Genomic DNA, 17,714 nt, shown 5'->3' on the forward strand with positions numbered 1-17,714 from the left:
TGTGGATCTTGGCCGCCCCTCCCGAGCCCCCGCGGCGGCCGTGAGCGCCGGGGAACCGGTTGACCTGCGGGTTCACCCGGATGGCCCATCTCGACGTTTATCGGGCGGCCGTCTCGCCTCGTCAAGACCGCGGTGAGCTGGGACACGATCTCATTTGGCGGCCGGCGCTGAACCGTCCGGCGTTCGCCCGCCGTGTCTAAACTCGACAGCCGCGCCCGTCTGCGCGATCGCAAGCCCGGAGTGGAGCAGATGTCAACGGAGCCGACCGACTCACTCGCTCCGCTGCGGGTGCAGTTGCTGGGCGAGGTGTGCGCCTGGCGTGGCGTCGGCGAACTGCCGCTCGGATCCGCCAGGCAGCGTGCCCTCTTCGCCGTGCTGGCGTTGCGCGCGAACACCGTCGTGTCCCGCGACGAGCTGGTGGACGCGATCTGGGGCGACGCACCACCGGGCGCCGTCGGCAGCTCCCTCTACACCTACGTCTCCCGCCTGCGGCGCGCGCTGGAACCGGTCCGCTCCAAGTGGTCCACCGGCAGCGTGCTCGTCTCGGAGGGCTCCGGGTACTCGCTGCGGCTCGACCCGGCCGCGCTCGACGTGGACGAGTTCGACCGGTTGCGGGACGAGGCGCGGCACCTCTGGGCGGCCGGGGAGGCCGCGCCCGCGCTGGCCGCGCTGGAGCAGGCGCTCGAGTTGTGGCACGGCGAGGCGTTGACGGGCATCGCGGGTCCGTTCGCCGCCCGGCACCGCGGCAGGCTCGCCGAACTGCACCTCGACGCCCTGGAGCGCCGGGCCGAGATCATGGCCTTCTCGGGCGAGACCGAGGGCGCGATCGAGGACCTGCTCGCGCTGACGTCCGCGCACCCGCTGCGGGAGACGCCCCGCGCGTTGCTGATGACGGCGCTGCACCGGGCGGGCCGCGACGACGAGGCGCTCGCGGTGTACCGGGCGGCCAGGGAGCTGCTGGTCGACCAGCTCGGCATCGAACCGGGCCCGCAGCTGCGGCAGGCCCACGAGGCCGTCACCTCCGGCCGTGGCCGCGGCTTCGCGGTGTCCACCGCGCCCGTGCCGCCCCTGCTGCCCGAGGCGCCCCAGGCGTTCGCGGGCCGGGTGGACGAGCTGGACGCGGTGCGGCACGCGCTGAAGTCCGCCGTGCACGGCACCGGGACCGCGCTCTGGGTCGAGGGCGAGCCGGGCGCGGGCAAGTCGGCGTTGCTCGCCGCCGCGCTCGCGGACGCCCAGGAGTTCGGGTGCGCGGTGCGGTGGCACGCGGGCGACGAGACCGACGACAGGTTCCCGCTGGGCGTGGTGACCGAGGCGTTGAACGCGCAGCTGCCCGACTCGCCGCCGCAGGTGGAGTCCGAGGACCTGATCGTGCTCGTGGACCACCTCGTCCGGACCGTGCACGAGCTGTGCGAGAGCGGCCCGGTCGTGCTGGTGCTGGAGGACCTGCAGTGGGCCGACGACGCGAGTCTGCTGGTGTGGCAGCGCCTCGCGAGGACGGCGCCGCACCTGCCGTTGCTGCTGGTGGGTTCCGCCCGGCCGCTCCCGGCCCGCCCGGAGCTGGACCCGTTGCGCACGGCCGTGGCGGCGTACGGCGGGATCCGGCTGCGGCTCGGGCCGTTGGACGAGATCGCGACGACGGAGCTGGTCCGCCAGGCCGTGGGCGCGGACCCGAGCTCGGAACTGCTGGCCGTCGTCGACTGCGCGGCCGGCAACCCCCTGGTCGTGCTGGCGGTGGTGGACGCGCTGGTCCGCGACGACGCGGTGGTGCTGCGCGGCGGTGCCGCCCACCTCGACCGGCGGCCCGGCGCGCCGCAGCCCGCGATGGACGCCGTGGTCTCCGGCCTGATGGACCACCTCTCCGGCAACACCCGCCGGCTGCTGCGGTGGGCCGCGTTGCTCGGCATGGAGTTCAGCCTCAACGACCTCGCGACCGTCGCGCGCGAACAGGCGTCCGGACTGCTGCCCGCCGTGGAGGAGGCGACGGCCGGGCGGGTGATCAGGGAGTCCGGCCGGCGGCTCGCGTTCGAGCACCCGATGCTGCGCCGCGTCCTGTACGAGGCCGTGCCCGCGACCGCCCGGATCGCGTTGCACCGGCAGGCCGCCGAAACGCTCGACACCGCGGGCGCGCACGTGGAGCGGATCTCCGAGCAGCTGCTCGCGGGTCCCGTGCCGGTGGACGCGTGGGTGACGCAGTGGCTGCTCACCCACTCCAACACGCTGGCGAGCCGCAACCCGTCGCTCGCCGCCGAACTGCTCGAGTACGCCGTCGCGAGCCCGTCCACCCGCGACCGCGCCCGCGAGGTGTTCACGGTCCGCCTCGCCCGGCTGCTGTTCTGGCTCGGCCGGCATCCGGTCACCGAGGCCCGCGCGGTGCTGAAGACGACCGAGGACCCCACCCGTGCCGCCGAGATGCGCCTGATGCTCGCGTACATGGACCACGCGACGGGCGAGAACGACCGCGCGCTCGAGGTGCTGCGCCAGGTGGCGGCGGACCCGGCCGTCCCGGCGCACTGGCGGGCGCGGCACCACTCGTTGCAGGCCAGGGTGGAACGCCGCACGCTCGACGACCCGAACACAGCGCACCAGACCGCGGTCATGGCGCTGGACCGGGCGAGGGAGTCCGCCGACACGTTCGCCATCGCCCACGCCTCGGAGAACCTCTGGGAGATCGCGTCCGTGCAGGGCAGGCACGTCGAGGCGCTGGCCCACGTCGACCAGGCGCTGCAGGCGATCGGCGGCGACCCGGCCGGCGCCGACCTCGAACTCTGCCTGCTGGACGACAAGGTCTTCACCCTCCAGCAACTCGACCGGCTGGGCGCCGCGTCGAGGACGTTGGACGCGGCCCAGCACCTGGTGATCCACCGCGGCCTGTCCACCGGCCCGCACCTCCCGGCGGCGGTGCACCACTACTGGCTGGGCTCCTGGCACGAGGCACTGTCCGAACTGGACGCCGTGGTGCAGGACCGGCCCGAGATCACGTTCTACGGCCTGCGCCAGCGCACGTCGATCGACCTGCTGCACGGCGTGAAGGCGTTGATCGCCGCGCACCGCGACGACTCCGCGGCGCTCGAGACGTTCCTCAAGTCCGCCACCGACTACCCGCGTTCCTCGGTGGAGGCCCGCGACGACTTCCTGCGCACGGCCCACTCCGTGGCGGCGGAGCAACGCGGCCGCCCGGACGAGGCGATGGTGGCGCTGCTGCCGTTGCTGCGCACCGACTACCCGCGCCTGGTCCCGCGCCACCAGTGGCTCCCCCGGCTGACCAGGCTGGCCCTCGACCGAGGCGAACGCGAGGTGGCAACGGCCGCCCTGGCCGCGTGCGACTCCCGCACCCCGCGCGGAGCGGTCGCCGAACGCTGGTGCCGCGCCCTGATCGAGGAGGACCCGGCGGCACTGGCGGCCGTGACACGACACCTCGCCGAGGTGGGCCGCAAGGTCGAGTACGCGACGGCGTCCGAGGACCTGGCCGTCCTGCACGCCTCCCTGGGCGACGCGCCCGAGGCGCAGACGGCCCTGTACGACGCGATGACCGTCTACACCGAGCTGGGCGCGACCTGGGACGTGCGCAGAACGGAGTCGCGCCTCAAGCCGTACGACGTGCGCTGGCGCATCGGCGTGCACAGCGACCTGACCGGCAGGCCGCTCGACCCCCTGGAGAGCCGCGTGGCCGACCTGGTCGCCGCGGGCTGGCCCAACTCGGACATCGCGACCCGGCTCGGCATGTCCCGCAACACCGTGCAGGCGCACGTCTCGCGGTTGCTGCAGAAGCTGGGCGTGGACTCGCGGCTGAGCGTGACGCGGCAGGTGCTGGACCGCCACACCTACCGCGCCGGCGAAGCGAACACGGCCTGAACGCACTTCGCCGCCCTGTTGCTCGGCAGCGAGCCGCCGGGTGGTCTCGGCTGAACGACTGACGCGCGTCCTCCCGGACGTCCGCCCCCGGTCCTGATAGGAAAGATCACCGTGGGCACACGACCTCGGTTCGACCTCGCCGGCAGAGCGGCCGGTCTGCTCGCGCAGCGGCTGCTGAAGCTCCCTCCGGCCGTCTCGCGCAACGTCACCGTGGAACGGGATCTGCGGATCCCCACCCACGACGGCCAGACCCTGATGGCGAACCACTGGGCACCAGACGAGAGCACGTCGCCCAACGCGCCGACAGCCGTGGTGCGCACACCGTACGGGCGTAGCGGGCCGTTGGACTGGTTGTACGGGCGCGCACTCGCGGAACGCGGTCTGCACGTGCTGACCGTCAGCTGCCGCGGCACGTTCGGCTCGGACGGCGACTTCCGCGCGATGCGACACGAACGCGAGGACGGCCTGTCCGTCCTGCGGTGGCACGCGGACCAGCCGTGGGGCAACGACGTGCTGCTGACCGGCAGCAGCTACCTCGGCTACACCCAGTGGGCCATCGCGGCCGAGGCACCGCCGCAGGTCAAGGCGATGGTGCCGCACGTGACGTCGGCACGGCTGGCGCTGGCGTTCCTGCGGCCCGAGCGCACCGAACTGGAAACGCTGCTCGGCTGGTCCGTGAGCACGGCGACCCAGGAACGTCCGGGTGGCATCTGGCGGGCGCTGCTGGGCATCGGCCGCAAGCGCGTCGAGAACGCCATGAACACGCTCCCGCTGGTCGGCGCGGACACCGCCGCGCTGGGCCACCAGTGGCCGTTCTACCAGGAATGCCTGCACCACGACCAGAACGACCCGTACTGGAAGAACGAGGACCACTCCCCCGCGGTCGGCGACGTGACGGTCCCCGTCAGCTCGATCGCGGGCTGGTACGACATCTTCCTGGCCGACCAGCTCCGCGACTTCCAGGTGCTCAAGGCAGCCGGCCGCGACGCGCACCTGACGGTCGGACCGTGGTGGCACGCGCACACCGGCGGGATGGCCGCGGTGCTCAACGACACGGTCGGCTGGGCCGCCGCCCACGCCAGAGGCGTCGAACCGCCGGGCAAGCCACCGGTGCGCCTCTTCGTGATGGGCGTGGACGAATGGCGTGACTTCGACCAGTGGCCGCCCGCCGGCTACACCCCGCAGCGCTGGCACCTCGCGCCCGGCGAACTCCGGCCCGCACCGATCGCCGACGCGGCGCCGACGTCGTTCACCTACGACCCGGCCGACCCGACGCCGTCGCTGGGCGGGCCGAAGCTGGAGAGCCGGGGTGCCGGCCCGGTGGACAACCGGAAGCTGGAGGCGCGCGACGACGTGCTGGTCTTCACCTCGGAAGCGCTGGACGCCGACGTGGAGGTGATCGGCGAGGTCACCGCCGAGGTGTGGCTGCGCGCGGACCGCCCGTCCTGCGACCTGTTCGTGCGTCTGTGCGATGTGGACGGACGCGGCAGGTCGCTCAACATCTGCGACGACCTGGTGAAGGTGCGGCCGGACGGGATCACGAAGGTGGCGGTCGACCTGTCGCCGACCGCGCACGTGTTCCGGCGCGGGCACCGGATCCGGGTGCAGGTGTCGGCAGGCGCGCATCCGCGGTTCGCCCGCAACCTCGGCGACGGCGGCCCACCGCAGACCGCGGCACAGCCGCTCGCGACGAGGGTGGAGATCTTCCACGACGCCGAGCGGCCGTCCGCGATCCTGTTGCCGCGCAAGCCGAAAGCCCGTCGGCCCGCATGACGGCGTTCGGCGGCGAACTCGTCGCGCTAGACCCGCAGTGAGTTGTCGGCGAGGTGGCTGCTCAGCCTCGCCTCGGACATCGCGACCGCGAGCGCCTGCGGTTCGAGCCCGCGCAACAGTCCGAGCAACGGTTCACCCCGCAGCCCGTAGCGGAACAGGTCGCAGGCGTTGAACCCGGCGGCCCAGTACGTGACGCCGGGGTCGGCCATCCACCGCGCCTTCTCCTGCACCGTCAGGGCCTCCCACACGTCGACCTTGTCGTCGAACGACAGGGGCAGGAACTCCGCGATCTTCTTCGCGTCGGACGGGTCCGGCCGCAACGTGGCGCGAACCACGGCCCGGTGCGCCGGGTAGTCCCGCATCAGCCGCACCTTGGTCAGGTCCGACGCGGCGGCAGCGGCCTTCACCGGGTCCGACGCCGCCACGATCGCCTCCCGCACCGCGCGGCAGTCGTCCCACTCGCGCAACTCCTCGTCGGAAGCGACGAGCCGAAGCCGTTCGTTGGCGGACAACGCCTTCCACGTCTCGTCCTGCTTCGCCGCACCCTGCCCGACGAACGCCTGCGCCCAGTCGACCAGCGCCTGGTGCACCGACCGGTCCCGCTTGCCGTGCTTCGCCATCACGTCCAACGTCGGCGGCAGGCTCTTGGTCGTGTCGACGCGGCAGGAGAACACCAGCAGGTACTTCCACTGCGCCTTCGCGGCCCGGCCGAACGCACCGTCGCACGTGTGCGGCCCGTCCTTCGGGCAGCCCGAGACGTTCGAGCACAACCTCAGGGTGTTCGGCGTCTCCCGAGACCCGACGATGATCGCCGGCGCGGCGTACTCGTACAACGCGGTGATCGCGCGCCGCTCGTGCTCCTTGAAAGGCTCGTACTGGTAGTTGGGCACCGACATTCCCGCGATCACGACCTGCATCGGAATCCTGTCGTGCTTCTCCCTGATCAGTTCCAGCACGTTCACCATCGCCAGCGACGTGCCCTCGTCGGCGTAGAAGTGCAGTGTCAGCCCGGCCGGCACCACGACCCTCTCCGCACCGACGAACGAGCCGTGCCCGATCAGAACGCCCACCATCGCGGTCCTCCACCCGAAGTCGCCATCTCTACGGGTGATTCGTCAGCGGCACCCGATCCGTGACCGGCAGAACCCGAGCGGACCAGCAGAGAATCCGATGGGTCATCCGTCCATTGCGGACGGAATCATGCGATGGACCAGCACACCGAGGTCGACTGAGCAGGTCAGGCGACTACTGACCGCGGGCCACCCCGTGCTCAACCCGTGCCGTTGACCGGCGCTGCCAGCCCTTGGATTCTCCGAATCCACTCGACCGACGCTCGCCCCAGCAGGACAAGCGCATCACTGTGCGTCGCAGTCGAGAACCCGATCGAGAGAGCCACTGCGACAAGACGCATCGTTTGCCGCAACCAAGTGGGCCGCCCACACCCACCAACACGGACAGCAGGGGGCCGAACGCGCTGAGCCACGGAGAATTCAACCTGCATTCGAGCGATTCTGGCTCTTTAGTCGAAATTCACACTTTACGGTATCTTCGAACTTTTCCATTACTCCTTTCCGAGTCCGGCTGCCATAGTTGCGAAAGAGATCAGCGCAAGTTTGTTCAATTCCTTTTCACGCCCATCAGGAAAGCATGGTCCGGCCAATGCAGAAGAGCGCCCTCGACCGCGTCACGGTCGTCTTCACCCTGTTCGACCGCAACGAGGACGGCCACTTGGAAGCCGAGGACTTCGAGATCATGGCCGCCGACGTCGCGCGGGCGGCGCCGCAGTCCAGTGAGGCGGCCAAGAACACGATGCGCGGCGCGTTCGGACGTTACTGGGCCACCCTGGCCGCCGAGCTGGACGCCGATCGCGACGGAATGATCACCTTCGACGAGTTCACGGCCTGTGTGCTGGCACCGGAGCGGTTCGACGACACGATCAGCGAGTTCGCCGAGGCGCTCGCCGCTCTGGGCGACCCGGACGGCGACGGGCTCATCGAACGGCCTGGCTTCCTGGCGCTCATGACCGCGATCGGCTTCGAGCGCGACGCCATCAACGCGCTGTTCGACGCCTTCGGCCCCACGCAGTCCGATCAGATCACCGTGTCGGCCTGGGTCGCCGGGATCAAGGACTACTACAGCCCCACGAAGACCGGCATCCCCGGCGACCACCTGGTCAGCACCCAGGCCTGACCAGCACACGAACAGGAGACGAGAACCCTTGGTCCCCACCGTCGGACTCGCTGTCGGCAGAGGCACCGGACCGGAGCTCGCCGACGTTTTCGACCGCGTCCTGACCACGCTGGGGAACGCGTCGTCGGTGCCCATCGGCATCACCCGTTCCCCACGGCTCTACCACTCGTACTTCTCTCTCAAGGCCGAGGCGGAGGGAGTCGAGGAGGTCGGCCTGCTGACGAAGCAGGACGCCGATCACTACGAGCAGTTCTGCCGCGATCGAGCACGCGCGGGTACGACCGCGATCTTCCGCACCGCGATCAACGCCCAGTCGCTGTACCTGGTCCGCACACGGCTCCAAGCGGTGAAGGTCGACCTCATCGCCGACCGCGACACGTCACTTCTCCTGGTCCGCGACGCGGCCCAGGGCTTCTACACGGGCGAGAACCGCCACGACGCCGGCGTCGTGCACCGCACCATGACCTTCAGCAAGGAGATCACCGAGAAGGTCGTCCTCACCGCCCTCCGGCAGGCGCAGCGGTACTGGCCCGGCGAGCAGGTGGGGCCGCTCGTCATGGCGTACAAGTTCCACCTGCTCGACGGAGCGCTGGGCGAATGGGTGGCCGACATCGCCGCCCGGCACGGCGTGGACATCCGGCTGGCTCAGCCCGACACGGTCAACCGCAACCTCATCGAGCACGGCCTGCCCGCCCGCAGCGTCGTCATCGGAGCCAACGAGTGGGCCGACATCATGCACGTCGTCCTGCTGGACAGGCTGGGCTCCGAACGCCAGGAGAACCGCTGCACCGAGAACGTCCACCTGCACCCCGACGTGAACGGCCTGGTGGAGTACCAGACGGTCCACGGTTCGGCCGACGACCTGGAAGGCCTCGGCACGGTCAACCCGACGGCGACCATCCGCGCGGCGGCGGCGATCGCGGAACGGCACGCCGGCTGCACCGGAGCGATCGAGCGCACGGAGAAAGCTCTGACCTTCCTGGCGGACCAAGACGTCCGCACCCCGGATCTCGGCGGACGGTGTTCGACCACCGACGTCGTGGCCGCGGTCGTGGAACTGCTGGAGGAGCCGGCCTTCGACGGGCGTCGTGCGGCACCGGTGGAAGCATGACCAAGACGGCGCTCGTCGTCATAGACCTGCAGAACGACTTCTGCACGGGCCCAGCCGTGGCGGCCCGGTACCGGGGCGATCCCGCCGTCCTCGACACCGTGACCGGCAACGCCGCCCGCGCCGTCGCCGTGGCGCGGAACCAGGCGGTCGAGGTCGTCTTCGTCAGGTTCTTCGGCGACGTCGAACACCAGGGGCCGAGCTGGCGGCGCCGCGACCTGGTGCTCGGCAAACTCCCCAAGTGCCGTGAAGGCACCTGGGGTGCCGAGTTCCACCGCGCTCTGCCGTCGCCAGGAGAACGCGTGTTCACCAAGCACGCGCGATTCGACGCGTTCCTCACCGACGGCTTCGAGGCGCACCTGCGGCAGGAAGGCGTCGAGCACCTGGTGTTCGCGGGTCTCTACGCCGACGTCTGTGTGGACACCACGGCACGAACGGCGTTTCAGCAAGGGTTCCACGTGAGCGTGTTGACCGACTGCACAACGAGCCTGCACCTGACCGACGAGACGATCCTGCGGTTCATGAGCACCGTCTACGGCGCCCGGCTGATGACGCTGGACGATCCGGACGTGTGGTCGGTGCCTTCTCCTCCGCGGTGCGACCAGGAAAGGCGGGACAGGTGCGGGGTACCGGACACGGCGACCAGGCCGTAGAACACGGGGTCGCGCGGACCGCGCTCATGGTCGCCGCGGCGCGCGCCATCGAGACCCACCGGCCTGACTCGCTCGCGCGCGACGACTACGCCGAGCACTTCGTGCGCGCCGCCGGCACCTGTGAGAGCTGGCCGTTGCGCCCGCAGGAGGTCCCGGCAGGGGACGACGATCCCTTGTGGGGCAGGCTCGGGCGCTACTTCGGCCTGAGGACGAGAGTTCTCGACGACTTCGTGCTGCGCTCGGTGTCCGCCGGCGCACGGCAGGTGGTGCTGCTGGGTTCCGGTCTGGACACGCGTGCCTTCCGGCTCGACTGGCCGCCGGGCTGCGTCGTGTTCGAGATCGACCAGGGCCCTGTGCTGAACTTCAAGCAGGAGGTCCTGGACGGCCTGGGCGCGACACCGGGAGCACGGCGCGTGCCGATCGCGGGCGACCTGCGTGACGACTGGGAGAAGTCGCTGGGCGACGCGGGGTTCGATCCTGCGTCACCGAGCGTCTGGCTCGCCGAAGGGCTGATGCTCTACCTGCCCGGTGACGCGGAGCGACGCCTGATCGACGCAGTGGACCGACTCGGCGTACGGGGCAGCGCAGTCGCGTTCGAGGTCAAGCTCGGCAGCGAAAGGCGAGAAGTCCGGTCCAGTGCTGTCTACTCGGCGGCGAAGCAGCAGATCGGCGTCGACCTGCTCACCCTGTTCGACGCGGAACCACGCCCCGACTCCGCGGGACACCTCGCGAGCAGAGGCTGGGTCACGAGGGTGACGACCCCGTTCGACTTCACCAGGACCTTCGGACGCGGTCCCGAGCCCGAGGCCGACGACGCGCTGGCGAGCAACCGGTGGATCTTCGCGACCAGAACCTGACGAGCACACCCCCCGGCGGCCGGGCACAGGTCCGGCCGCCCTGCCCCGACGATGAACTCGACGGCTGTCACCTGTCGCGCCGATGGCAGCCGTCAAGTGCGTCGCCGACATCAGCACTTCGTTGTCAGACGGGCTGTTCGTCCAGGGCATCGAACGCGGACTTGACCAGGAACCCCAGCTCGACCTCGCTGCACGAGTCCTTCCAGCGGGTCTCTGACCGCACCACGTCGAACTCGGACGGGGAGTCTCCCACCGCACGGACCGCCGCGATCTCGGCCGAACCGTCGGTTCGGTCGAAGGTCAGCCGGACCAGCCGGACACCTCCTCGGGCCAAGTACCACGCCTGCTCGTGGTCATAGGTGGTGACGATGCTCCGCATGTCCAGCACACCGTGGACCAAGGACATGTCCCACGCGCAGTCGTCTCCGCCCCTGAGCGCCACCACCCGGACCCGGTCAACCGAGATCATCGACCCACCTTCCTCTTGTCTGCTCGAACACCGGCGCACGAAACGCGTCGATGGTTCTCGACGATCGCCCCGCCGGACACGGAGATGCCCGTCACCGAACATCGCTGTAGGTGGCCCGCAGGTACGTGATGTAAGCATCCGGGCTTTCGTGACCGCGGTCCTGCGCGCCGTCGCGGGCGTGAGCCAGTGCCCGGTCGCGGCCCACTCTCAGTGTCGTCGTGGCCGCCCTGCCCATGACCGGCGCGCCCGCGAGAGCGTCGAGGACGTGAACCTCGGGAGCGAACATCGCCCGTGCTTCGGCTGGAGACGCCGCGGGTCGGGATCCGGTGAGGTTGGCACTGCTGACGTGCAACGGCCAGACGCCGTCGAGAACAGGACGCAGCGGGGCCCAGCAGGCACCGAACACCAGCACATGGCCGTCGCGAGTGGACTGCCGGGCCCAGTCCGGCACACGTCCGGGCAGCAGGGGCAGCAGCAGGGTGAGCCGTTCGCGCACGAGCAACTCGCGGGCGAACCGCCGAGTGGTCTCGTCGAGGTCCACCGCTTCGGCGAACTCGGCCCAGCGTTCGTCCTCGGCGACCCAGAGGGCCACCGGCTGGTCCGCGGGACGTCCTTTCGCCTTGTTCACCACCTCGGCGGTGGTGGCGGCGATGACCGAGGTCAGCGGGAACGGGTTGGGCAGCACGACCGGATCTCCCGCCCGCACCGCCCCGGCCGCCGTGCGCAGGCCGCTGACGAACCTGACGAAGTCCTCGTCCGGGATGACGGCCTCGTTGCGGCTGAACGCCTCCGCCTTCACCCACGCCAGTGCCGCGGTCGTCTCCGCGCGGTCGAGGGTGACCCCCACTCGTTCAGCCACCGCACGCAGGACACGGGCACTGGCGAGATGGGTCAGCACGACCGTCGGTTCGATGCCCAGCACGGCCGGGTCGTAGGGCTGGAACGCCTTCGGCCGCACGAACGGTGTGCCGGTGGAGATCGTGCCGACCCCGGTTCCGACGATCGGCGTGGTCACCGTCAGCGGCAGTCCGATCTCAGCCGAAACCTGGCGTGCGATCGCGGGGATCAGGGCCAGATCCGGTGCGGTGTGCCAGAGGTCGGTCTCGCCCACCAGTTCGGCGGTGCGGTGCGCCAGCAAGAACAACAGCTGTTCGGTGGCGACCATGCCGCTGCGCTCGGCCACACCCAGCCATGAACTCGACACGACGCGGACACCCGCGCCCACCGCCGCCAGCGTGTTCGCCAGCCCCAAACCCAGGTCGTTGTGCAGGTGCGAGGCCAGCACCACATCAGCGCCCACCCGCTCGGTCAACTGCCGGAACAACTCCCCGCACCGTTGCACGAGCAGGTCTCCGGTGGTGTCGGCGACGACGATCACGCCGGCACCGGCCGCGGTCAGCGCGGTGGCCGCGGCAGCCAGGACGTCGACATCCGCACGCGGAGCGTCCGCGAAGCACACATCGGCGAATACACCGAGGGCACGGGCCTGACGCACCAAGGACACCGCGTCGGCCAACGCCACCTGAGCGGGCTGGTGAACCATCGCGTCGGCCATCTCGTCGGACGCGGGCACCACGATCATCACCCGTGCGTTCGAAGCACCACGAACGGCCTCACACGCCTGCTGCACATCAGCGGTGGTGGCCCGGCACACTGCCGCCGGACTCACCGAGCCGGCGGCTTCCAGCGCCACCCGGCGCGTCGCATCGAACTCTTCCTGGCACACAGCGGGAAAGCCGGCCGCGAACACCACATGGCGCGGACCGTCGCCGCCGAACATCCGCCCCTGCTCCCGAGCCAGCCGCACGCGGAAGTCCGCGCTCATCAAAGTCTTTCCCTGCGCGCCGTCGCGGGCCGACTCCTCCCACAACACCAGCCGTCCCCCCAGAGCCGACTCCCTGACCAGATCCGGCTTGTCCACCGCGCCCCTTCCCACTCCCCGACGTCCGCCTGGGCGGCAACGAGTCAAGTGGGCCGGTTCGGACCGCGTCAAAGTACGGACGATCACACTGCACGGAAGGGGGATTCTCGCGTTCGCCTCTTGCCAAGCACCGAATGTGAGGCCGTTCATGCCCATGTCGTCGGTGATGTCGTGCTGTCGCCAGGGGCACTGCTCAGCGACGAGCAGGTAAGCCGGCGGGGGAGCGGCCCGCCCGTCCCCGCTGCGTGCCGATGCCGTCACGGCCCGCGTGGTGACTGCGGAGACGGGATCGGTGGTGGCCGCCTGGTGCAGCGCGTCGGCGTGCCGGGCAGCGCCTGACACCGCACCTGTGGCGCGGCTGATCACATCGAGGCGGTCACCACGTCCGCGCAAGCCGTGCTAGGGCATCAGCAGCACCGGCTTGATCACCTCGCCCGTCTCGGCGGCGTGCAGCGCGTCGCCGATGCGGTCGAACGGGAAGTGCGTGAGGAGCCCGTCGAACGGGAACCTGCCCTGCCGGTGGAGGTCGACGAGCGTCGTGATCAGCGACGTGCCGCGCCCCTCACCGCCGAGCACACCGATGACGCGTTTGCCCCACAACGTGCTGAGGTGGTCCAGTTCGAGCCGCGCCCCTGCCGGCGCCCCACCGATCAAGGCGCACACCCCGCGCATGCCCACCGAGTCGACCGCCTGCCGGCACACCGCCACGATCCCGGTGCACTCCAGGCTGAAGTCCGCGGGCCCGCCGCAGATCTCGTGCACCGCCGCGACGGGGTCGTCCACGGCGGCGTTCACCGTGTCGGTGGCGCCGAACCGCCGTGCCTGCGCGAGCCGGGACTCGTGCCGGTCCACCGCGATGATCCGGGTGGCCCCGCTGTTGACCGCGGCCATGATCGCGGCCAGACCGACCGTGCCGGCGCCGTAGACCACGAGGGACGAACCGGGGTGCGGCTTCAGCACGTTCAGCACGGCGCCCGCTCCGGTGGACAGCCCGCACGCCATCGGCCCCAGCAGTTCCAACGGCCCGTCGACCGGTACGAGGCCGCGGTGGGGCACGACCGCGTGCGTCGCGAACGACGACTGCCCGAAGAAGTGGCTCGCCAGCGGCGATCCGTCCAGTGCGCGCAACGCGGTCGACCCGTCGTCACGGCCGCCGCCCACCAACAGGTCGCCCAGCCGCAGGCAGTAGCGCGGCTGGCCGTCGAGGCAGTTGCGGCACTCGCCGCACCACGGCCAGCCGAGCACGACGTGATCTCCCTCCGCCACCCCGGACACGCCCGGCCCGACCGCCTCGACCACACCCGCGCCCTCGTGGCCGAGCACGCCGGGCAGCGGGAACGGCAGGTCGCCGTGGCGGGTGATCGAGTCCGTGTGGCAGATCCCCGCTGCCACGACCCGGACCAGCACCTCCCCGTCGCGCGGCTCGTCGAGGAGCACCTCGCGCAACTCGAAGTCGCCGTGCCTCTCCGCCACCACGGCCGCCGTGATCCTCATGCCAGCACCTCCGCCACATCGGCCCGCACGCTCAGGGCACGTCCGTTCAGATCCGCCGGTACCTCGGCGTGGTCCCGGTTGATCCGCACCAGCCGCGCGCCCGGCAGTCCCCGGACCACCGACTCGACCGGGGTGCGGATGACCCCGGGCGTGCTGTACCCGGCGCCGATCTCGATCACGAGCACGCCGTCGTCCAGCCAGTCGCGCAGCCGTTGTCCCGCCGACACGTAGTGGTCGGCGACGTACTCAGGTCCCTTGTGCACGTTGAGGAACACCTCTCCCCCGCAGCGGGGGCACGACGGCACAGCGGTGGCCTCGCCCGTCGACCGGTCGTAGGTGGCGAGCGCGGCGTCGATGATCGGTTTGCTCGGCCAGGTCTCGCGGGTGCACGGTGTTTCGCACTGGTATCTGCCGTAGTCGCCCTGCGGGGTCCAGATCCGTTCCGCGTCGAACCCGTTGCGGTCGAACAGTCCGTCCACGTTGGACGTCAGGACGAAGTGGTCGCGAGCGCCGACCAACTCCCGCAAACGCCGGTACACGGGGTTCGGCTCGTCACCGAACCGGATGTCGTCGACGTGCACGGACCAGTAGCCCCACAGCAGCTTCGGCGGCAGCGGCAGTCCGATCAACTGGTACCGCGCCCACAGGCCCTTGTCGTGCAGCACCGGGAACAACTCGGCGAACCGTTCGGTGTCCGTGTAGTCGTACCCCGCCGCCGCCGAGAGTCCCGCGCCCGCCGCGATCAACACGCGATCGGCCTCGTCCAGCCACTTTTCCAGTGTCACAACATCTCCCGGTGGACCGTTTCGTCCTCAGCGCCGAACGCCACGAACGCCACCCGGTCGAACCGGCCGGGGTGCGCGGCCAGCCAGTCCCGCACCGTGCCGTGGGCGATCCGCGCGGCCGGCCGTTTCGGGAAGCCGAAGATCCCCGTGCTGATGCCGCATAACGCGATCGTGCGGATCGCCGGAACCTCGGCCGCGAGGTCCAGACAGGCCCGGTAGGAGTCGGCGAGCGCGCTTCCGTGGGCGGGCAACAGGTCTCCGCGCACGATCGGGCCGACGGTGTGCAGCACGAACGACGCGGGCAGGTGGTAGCCGCGGGTGATCTTCGCGGTGCCGGTCGGTTCCGGGGTGCCCTGCAGGTCCATGATCCGGCGGCAGTCGGCCCGCAGCCGTGGTCCGGCGGCGTCGTGGATCGCGTTGTCGACACAGGGGTGCATCGGCTGGAAACAGCCGAGCATCGCGTCGTTGGCGGCGTTGACGATCGCGTCGGCCATCAACCGCGTGATGTCTCCGCGCCACACCGAGATCGGCCCGGGCAGGTTCCGGACGTCGGCCGCCGGCTGTCGTTCGCCGCCGAGCAGCGCGTCGAGCACGGCGACGAGTTCCGGATCGAACGGCGCGGCCTCGCGGACGGTCAGCACGGCCCGCAGCATCCGCCGCCGCTCCCGCACGTTCTCCGGCAACCGGAACCGGCCGACCCGGGGGTCGTCGCCGAGCATCCGCAGCGCGAGGTTCGTCAGCGCTTCGAGTTCCCCGGCGGGGGCGGGGGCGCTGAACGGCCGGAAGGGCTCGTCCAGCGCCACCGCGCGCCGGTAGTCGGGCAGGGTCGTGAGCACGTCAGAAGAGTCCGTTGGCGTGCGGCAACGCGGCCGGGATCGGTGCGATGACGTCCCAGTGCTCGACGATCTTGCCGTCCTGCACGCGGAACAGGTCCCAGTACGCGACGGGCTCGCCGAACTCGCCTTCCGACTGCAGCAGCACGAGGTCACCCTCGGCCACGACCTGGTGCACGGTCTTGTAGACCAGGTTCTTGCCCTGCTGGGCCCAGGTCGCGGCGGCGGCGCCGAACCCGTCGAGGCCGTCGGCGGCCTCCGGGTTGTGCTGCAGGTAGGTCTCGGTGGAGACGTAGTCGGTCAGCACGGAGTAGTCGGCGTCCTGCAGGATCCGCTGGGCGAACTCCTTGACGAGTTCCCGGTTGCGTTCGGTGTCGGCACCGGTGGGCTGCGCGGGACCGTCCGTCTGGGACCGTCCGCTCGCGGTGGTCGCGACGACGGGCGTGAGCGCGTCCCAGTGCTCGGCGAGCTTGCCGTCCCGCACCCGGAACAGGTCGAACGCGACCAGCGGCTCCGGCCCGAAGCCGTGGTAGACACCGTGCAGCGCGACGAGATCGCCGTCCGCGATCACGCGGGCCGGTTCGTAGCGGAAGTCCTCCGGCAGGCCAGCGACGAGGCCGCGCAGCGCCTCCGGTCCGTCCGCGGCGAGTGAGCTGTGCTGGCGGTAGTCCGGCGCCACCCAGCGGTCCACAGCGGACGGGTCCTTGTCGCCGAACAGTTCGCCTGCGGCCTTGAGCACGATTTCCTTGTTGTCCATGGCTCAGACTGTGCTCTCCCGGACGCGTCCGATCGAGGTAGGATCACGCCTCACCATGGTCAGAAGTGGACACGTCGCCCAGTTCGGCTTCAGCAACCCCGATCGCGGGCAGCTGGGCTTCGAAGCGCTCGACCTGGGCGTGCTCCGCCGCCGCCTCAGCGAGGACACGCTGACGAAGGTGCACCGCACCGACTTCCACCAGCTGTTCCTCTTCACCGCGGGTACCGGCACGACCATGGTCGATTTCGTGGACCACCCGTGCACCCCAGGCACGCTCCTGCACATCACCCCCGGCCGCGTGCTCCGCCTGCCGGCCGGTTCGGCGGAGGCGTCCCTGGTGCTCTTCACCCCCGCGTTCCCACCGCCGGTGCTCGACCCGTTCGGCCCGGTGCTGCACGCCGTCCCCACGGCGGAGGTGGCGGTCTTCAACCGGGCCGTGCAGGACCTGCGGCAGGAGTACCGGCGCAACCTGCTCACCGGCGAACCGGTCGACCTGTTGCGCCAACTGCTGGGCGCGTTGCTGCTGCGCGTCGCTCGGCTACCCGGTGACGCCCCGCGACACGATCCCCGGTTCGAGCGCTTCCAGCACGAGCTGGAGCGGTCCTTCAGCGAGACGCGCAGCGCCGCCGAGTACGCGGCCAGGATCGGCTACTCGACACGCAGCCTCAACCGCATCTGCCTGACCGCGACCGGGCAGTCCGCGAAGGCGTTGATCGACGCCCGCGTGACGCTGGAGGCCAAGCGGCTGCTCGTGCACACCGATCTGTCCTCCGCCGCGATCGGGCACCGGCTCGGGTTCAGCGAGGCGACGAACTTCACGAAGTTCTTCGTTCGGGAGACCGGGGTGTCACCCGGTACGTTCCGCGAATAGCCGCGCCAGGGCGTGACGGGCGATGCCGGCGACGAACGGGTTGACGGCTGTCAGCAGCAGCACGAGCCTTGCTCCCCTGTCTCGGAGAGCGCGCCGAGTTGTCGCAGCACCCGTTCGGCGTCGGCGTCGCGCCCCTGTCCTCGATACAACT

The 17,714-nt window shown here is 70.7% G+C and carries 14 protein-coding genes; 7 read left to right on the forward strand and 7 right to left on the reverse strand.

The annotated features are described in order from the left end of the window. Nucleotides 1–249 precede the first annotated feature (249 nt). The gene (locus QSK25_RS33965) at nt 250–3,852 is read left to right on the forward strand and encodes an ATP-binding protein (RefSeq protein WP_285644408.1); all 3,603 of its coding nucleotides are present in this window, start codon (nt 250–252) and stop codon (nt 3,850–3,852) included. A gap of 111 nt (nt 3,853–3,963) precedes the next feature. After that, a complete protein-coding gene (locus QSK25_RS33970; RefSeq protein WP_285644414.1) occupies nt 3,964–5,625 on the forward strand; it encodes a CocE/NonD family hydrolase in 1,662 nt (553 codons plus the stop codon). A gap of 26 nt (nt 5,626–5,651) precedes the next feature. Here the strand turns inward: QSK25_RS33970 and QSK25_RS33975 are convergent, their stop codons facing one another. Continuing rightward, nucleotides 5,652–6,698 (reverse strand): putative adhesin, encoded by a 1,047-nt coding sequence (locus QSK25_RS33975; RefSeq protein ID WP_285644416.1) that lies wholly within the window; start codon nt 6,696–6,698, stop codon nt 5,652–5,654. A 586-nt stretch (nt 6,699–7,284) separates the two neighbouring features. On the opposite strand from QSK25_RS33975, the gene QSK25_RS33980 reads away from it, so the two are divergent. From QSK25_RS33980 to QSK25_RS33995, 4 genes are read left to right on the forward strand one after another with little or no spacing between them, the layout of a single operon-like run. After that, the gene (locus QSK25_RS33980; RefSeq protein ID WP_285644418.1) at nt 7,285–7,815 is read left to right on the forward strand and encodes an EF-hand domain-containing protein; all 531 of its coding nucleotides are present in this window, start codon (nt 7,285–7,287) and stop codon (nt 7,813–7,815) included. A gap of 28 nt (nt 7,816–7,843) precedes the next feature. Continuing rightward, a complete protein-coding gene (locus tag QSK25_RS33985) occupies nt 7,844–8,926 on the forward strand; it encodes an isocitrate/isopropylmalate family dehydrogenase (RefSeq protein ID WP_285644419.1) in 1,083 nt (360 codons plus the stop codon). Continuing rightward, the gene (locus QSK25_RS33990) at nt 8,923–9,576 is read left to right on the forward strand and encodes a cysteine hydrolase family protein (protein WP_285644420.1); all 654 of its coding nucleotides are present in this window, start codon (nt 8,923–8,925) and stop codon (nt 9,574–9,576) included. Before QSK25_RS33985 ends, QSK25_RS33990 begins: the two co-directional genes overlap by 4 nt. After that, nucleotides 9,543–10,433 (forward strand): class I SAM-dependent methyltransferase, encoded by an 891-nt coding sequence (locus QSK25_RS33995; RefSeq protein WP_285644421.1) that lies wholly within the window; start codon nt 9,543–9,545, stop codon nt 10,431–10,433. Before QSK25_RS33990 ends, QSK25_RS33995 begins: the two co-directional genes overlap by 34 nt. A 124-nt stretch (nt 10,434–10,557) precedes the next feature. On the opposite strand, the gene QSK25_RS34000 is transcribed toward QSK25_RS33995, so the two are convergent. The 6 genes from QSK25_RS34000 to QSK25_RS34025 all read right to left on the reverse strand — a co-directional run bounded on the left by QSK25_RS34000 (nt 10,558) and on the right by QSK25_RS34025 (nt 16,692). Continuing rightward, the gene (locus QSK25_RS34000; RefSeq protein ID WP_285644422.1) at nt 10,558–10,902 is read right to left on the reverse strand and encodes a hypothetical protein; all 345 of its coding nucleotides are present in this window, start codon (nt 10,900–10,902) and stop codon (nt 10,558–10,560) included. Nucleotides 10,903–10,993: 91 nt separating this feature from the next. Beyond that, entirely contained in the window at nt 10,994–12,823 is a 1,830-nt protein-coding gene (locus tag QSK25_RS34005; RefSeq protein ID WP_285644424.1) for a hydroxymethylglutaryl-CoA lyase-like TIM-barrel protein, read from the reverse strand. 399 nt (nt 12,824–13,222) lie between these two features. Next, entirely contained in the window at nt 13,223–14,317 is a 1,095-nt protein-coding gene (locus tag QSK25_RS34010) for an NAD(P)-dependent alcohol dehydrogenase (protein ID WP_285644425.1), read from the reverse strand. Continuing rightward, nucleotides 14,314–15,102 carry an SIR2 family NAD-dependent protein deacylase gene (locus QSK25_RS34015; RefSeq protein WP_285644427.1) on the reverse strand — a complete coding sequence of 263 codons (789 nt, stop codon included), beginning with the start codon at nt 15,100–15,102 and terminating at the stop codon, nt 14,314–14,316. The genes QSK25_RS34010 and QSK25_RS34015 overlap by 4 nt, the downstream gene beginning before the upstream one ends. Next, a complete protein-coding gene (locus tag QSK25_RS34020; protein WP_285644428.1) occupies nt 15,099–15,938 on the reverse strand; it encodes a macro domain-containing protein in 840 nt (279 codons plus the stop codon). Before QSK25_RS34020 ends, QSK25_RS34015 begins: the two co-directional genes overlap by 4 nt. Before the next feature lies 1 nt (nt 15,939). Continuing rightward, nucleotides 15,940–16,692: a nuclear transport factor 2 family protein gene (locus QSK25_RS34025; RefSeq protein ID WP_285644430.1), complete on the reverse strand. Its 753-nt coding sequence runs from the start codon at nt 16,690–16,692 to the stop codon at nt 15,940–15,942. Between QSK25_RS34025 and QSK25_RS34030 the strand changes: the two genes are divergently transcribed. After that, nucleotides 16,691–17,563 carry an AraC family transcriptional regulator gene (locus tag QSK25_RS34030; protein ID WP_285644431.1) on the forward strand — a complete coding sequence of 291 codons (873 nt, stop codon included), beginning with the start codon at nt 16,691–16,693 and terminating at the stop codon, nt 17,561–17,563. The two genes, QSK25_RS34025 and QSK25_RS34030, sit on opposite strands and share 2 nt — an antisense overlap. Nucleotides 17,564–17,714 lie beyond the last annotated feature (151 nt).

Origin of the sequence: Lentzea sp. NBRC 102530, assembly GCF_030269365.1 — a bacterium.
In the GTDB taxonomy this organism is placed as follows: Bacteria; Actinomycetota; Actinomycetes; order Mycobacteriales; family Pseudonocardiaceae; genus Lentzea.

Bases quoted from the DNA above. Each gene is read 5' to 3' on its own strand.
- QSK25_RS33965 (WP_285644408.1), top strand. From the start codon at position 250: ATGTCAACGGAGCCGACCGACTCACTCGCTCCGCTGCGGGTGCAGTTG.
- QSK25_RS33975 (WP_285644416.1), bottom strand. From the start codon at position 6,698: ATGGTGGGCGTTCTGATCGGGCACGGCTCGTTCGTCGGTGCGGAGAGG.
- QSK25_RS33980 (WP_285644418.1), top strand. From the start codon at position 7,285: ATGCAGAAGAGCGCCCTCGACCGCGTCACGGTCGTCTTCACCCTGTTC.
- QSK25_RS33990 (WP_285644420.1), top strand. From the start codon at position 8,923: ATGACCAAGACGGCGCTCGTCGTCATAGACCTGCAGAACGACTTCTGC.
- QSK25_RS34000 (WP_285644422.1), bottom strand. From the start codon at position 10,902: ATGATCTCGGTTGACCGGGTCCGGGTGGTGGCGCTCAGGGGCGGAGAC.
- QSK25_RS34010 (WP_285644425.1), bottom strand. From the start codon at position 14,317: ATGAGGATCACGGCGGCCGTGGTGGCGGAGAGGCACGGCGACTTCGAG.
- QSK25_RS34030 (WP_285644431.1), top strand. From the start codon at position 16,691: ATGGCTCAGACTGTGCTCTCCCGGACGCGTCCGATCGAGGTAGGATCA.
- QSK25_RS34025 (WP_285644430.1), bottom strand. From the start codon at position 16,692: ATGGACAACAAGGAAATCGTGCTCAAGGCCGCAGGCGAACTGTTCGGC.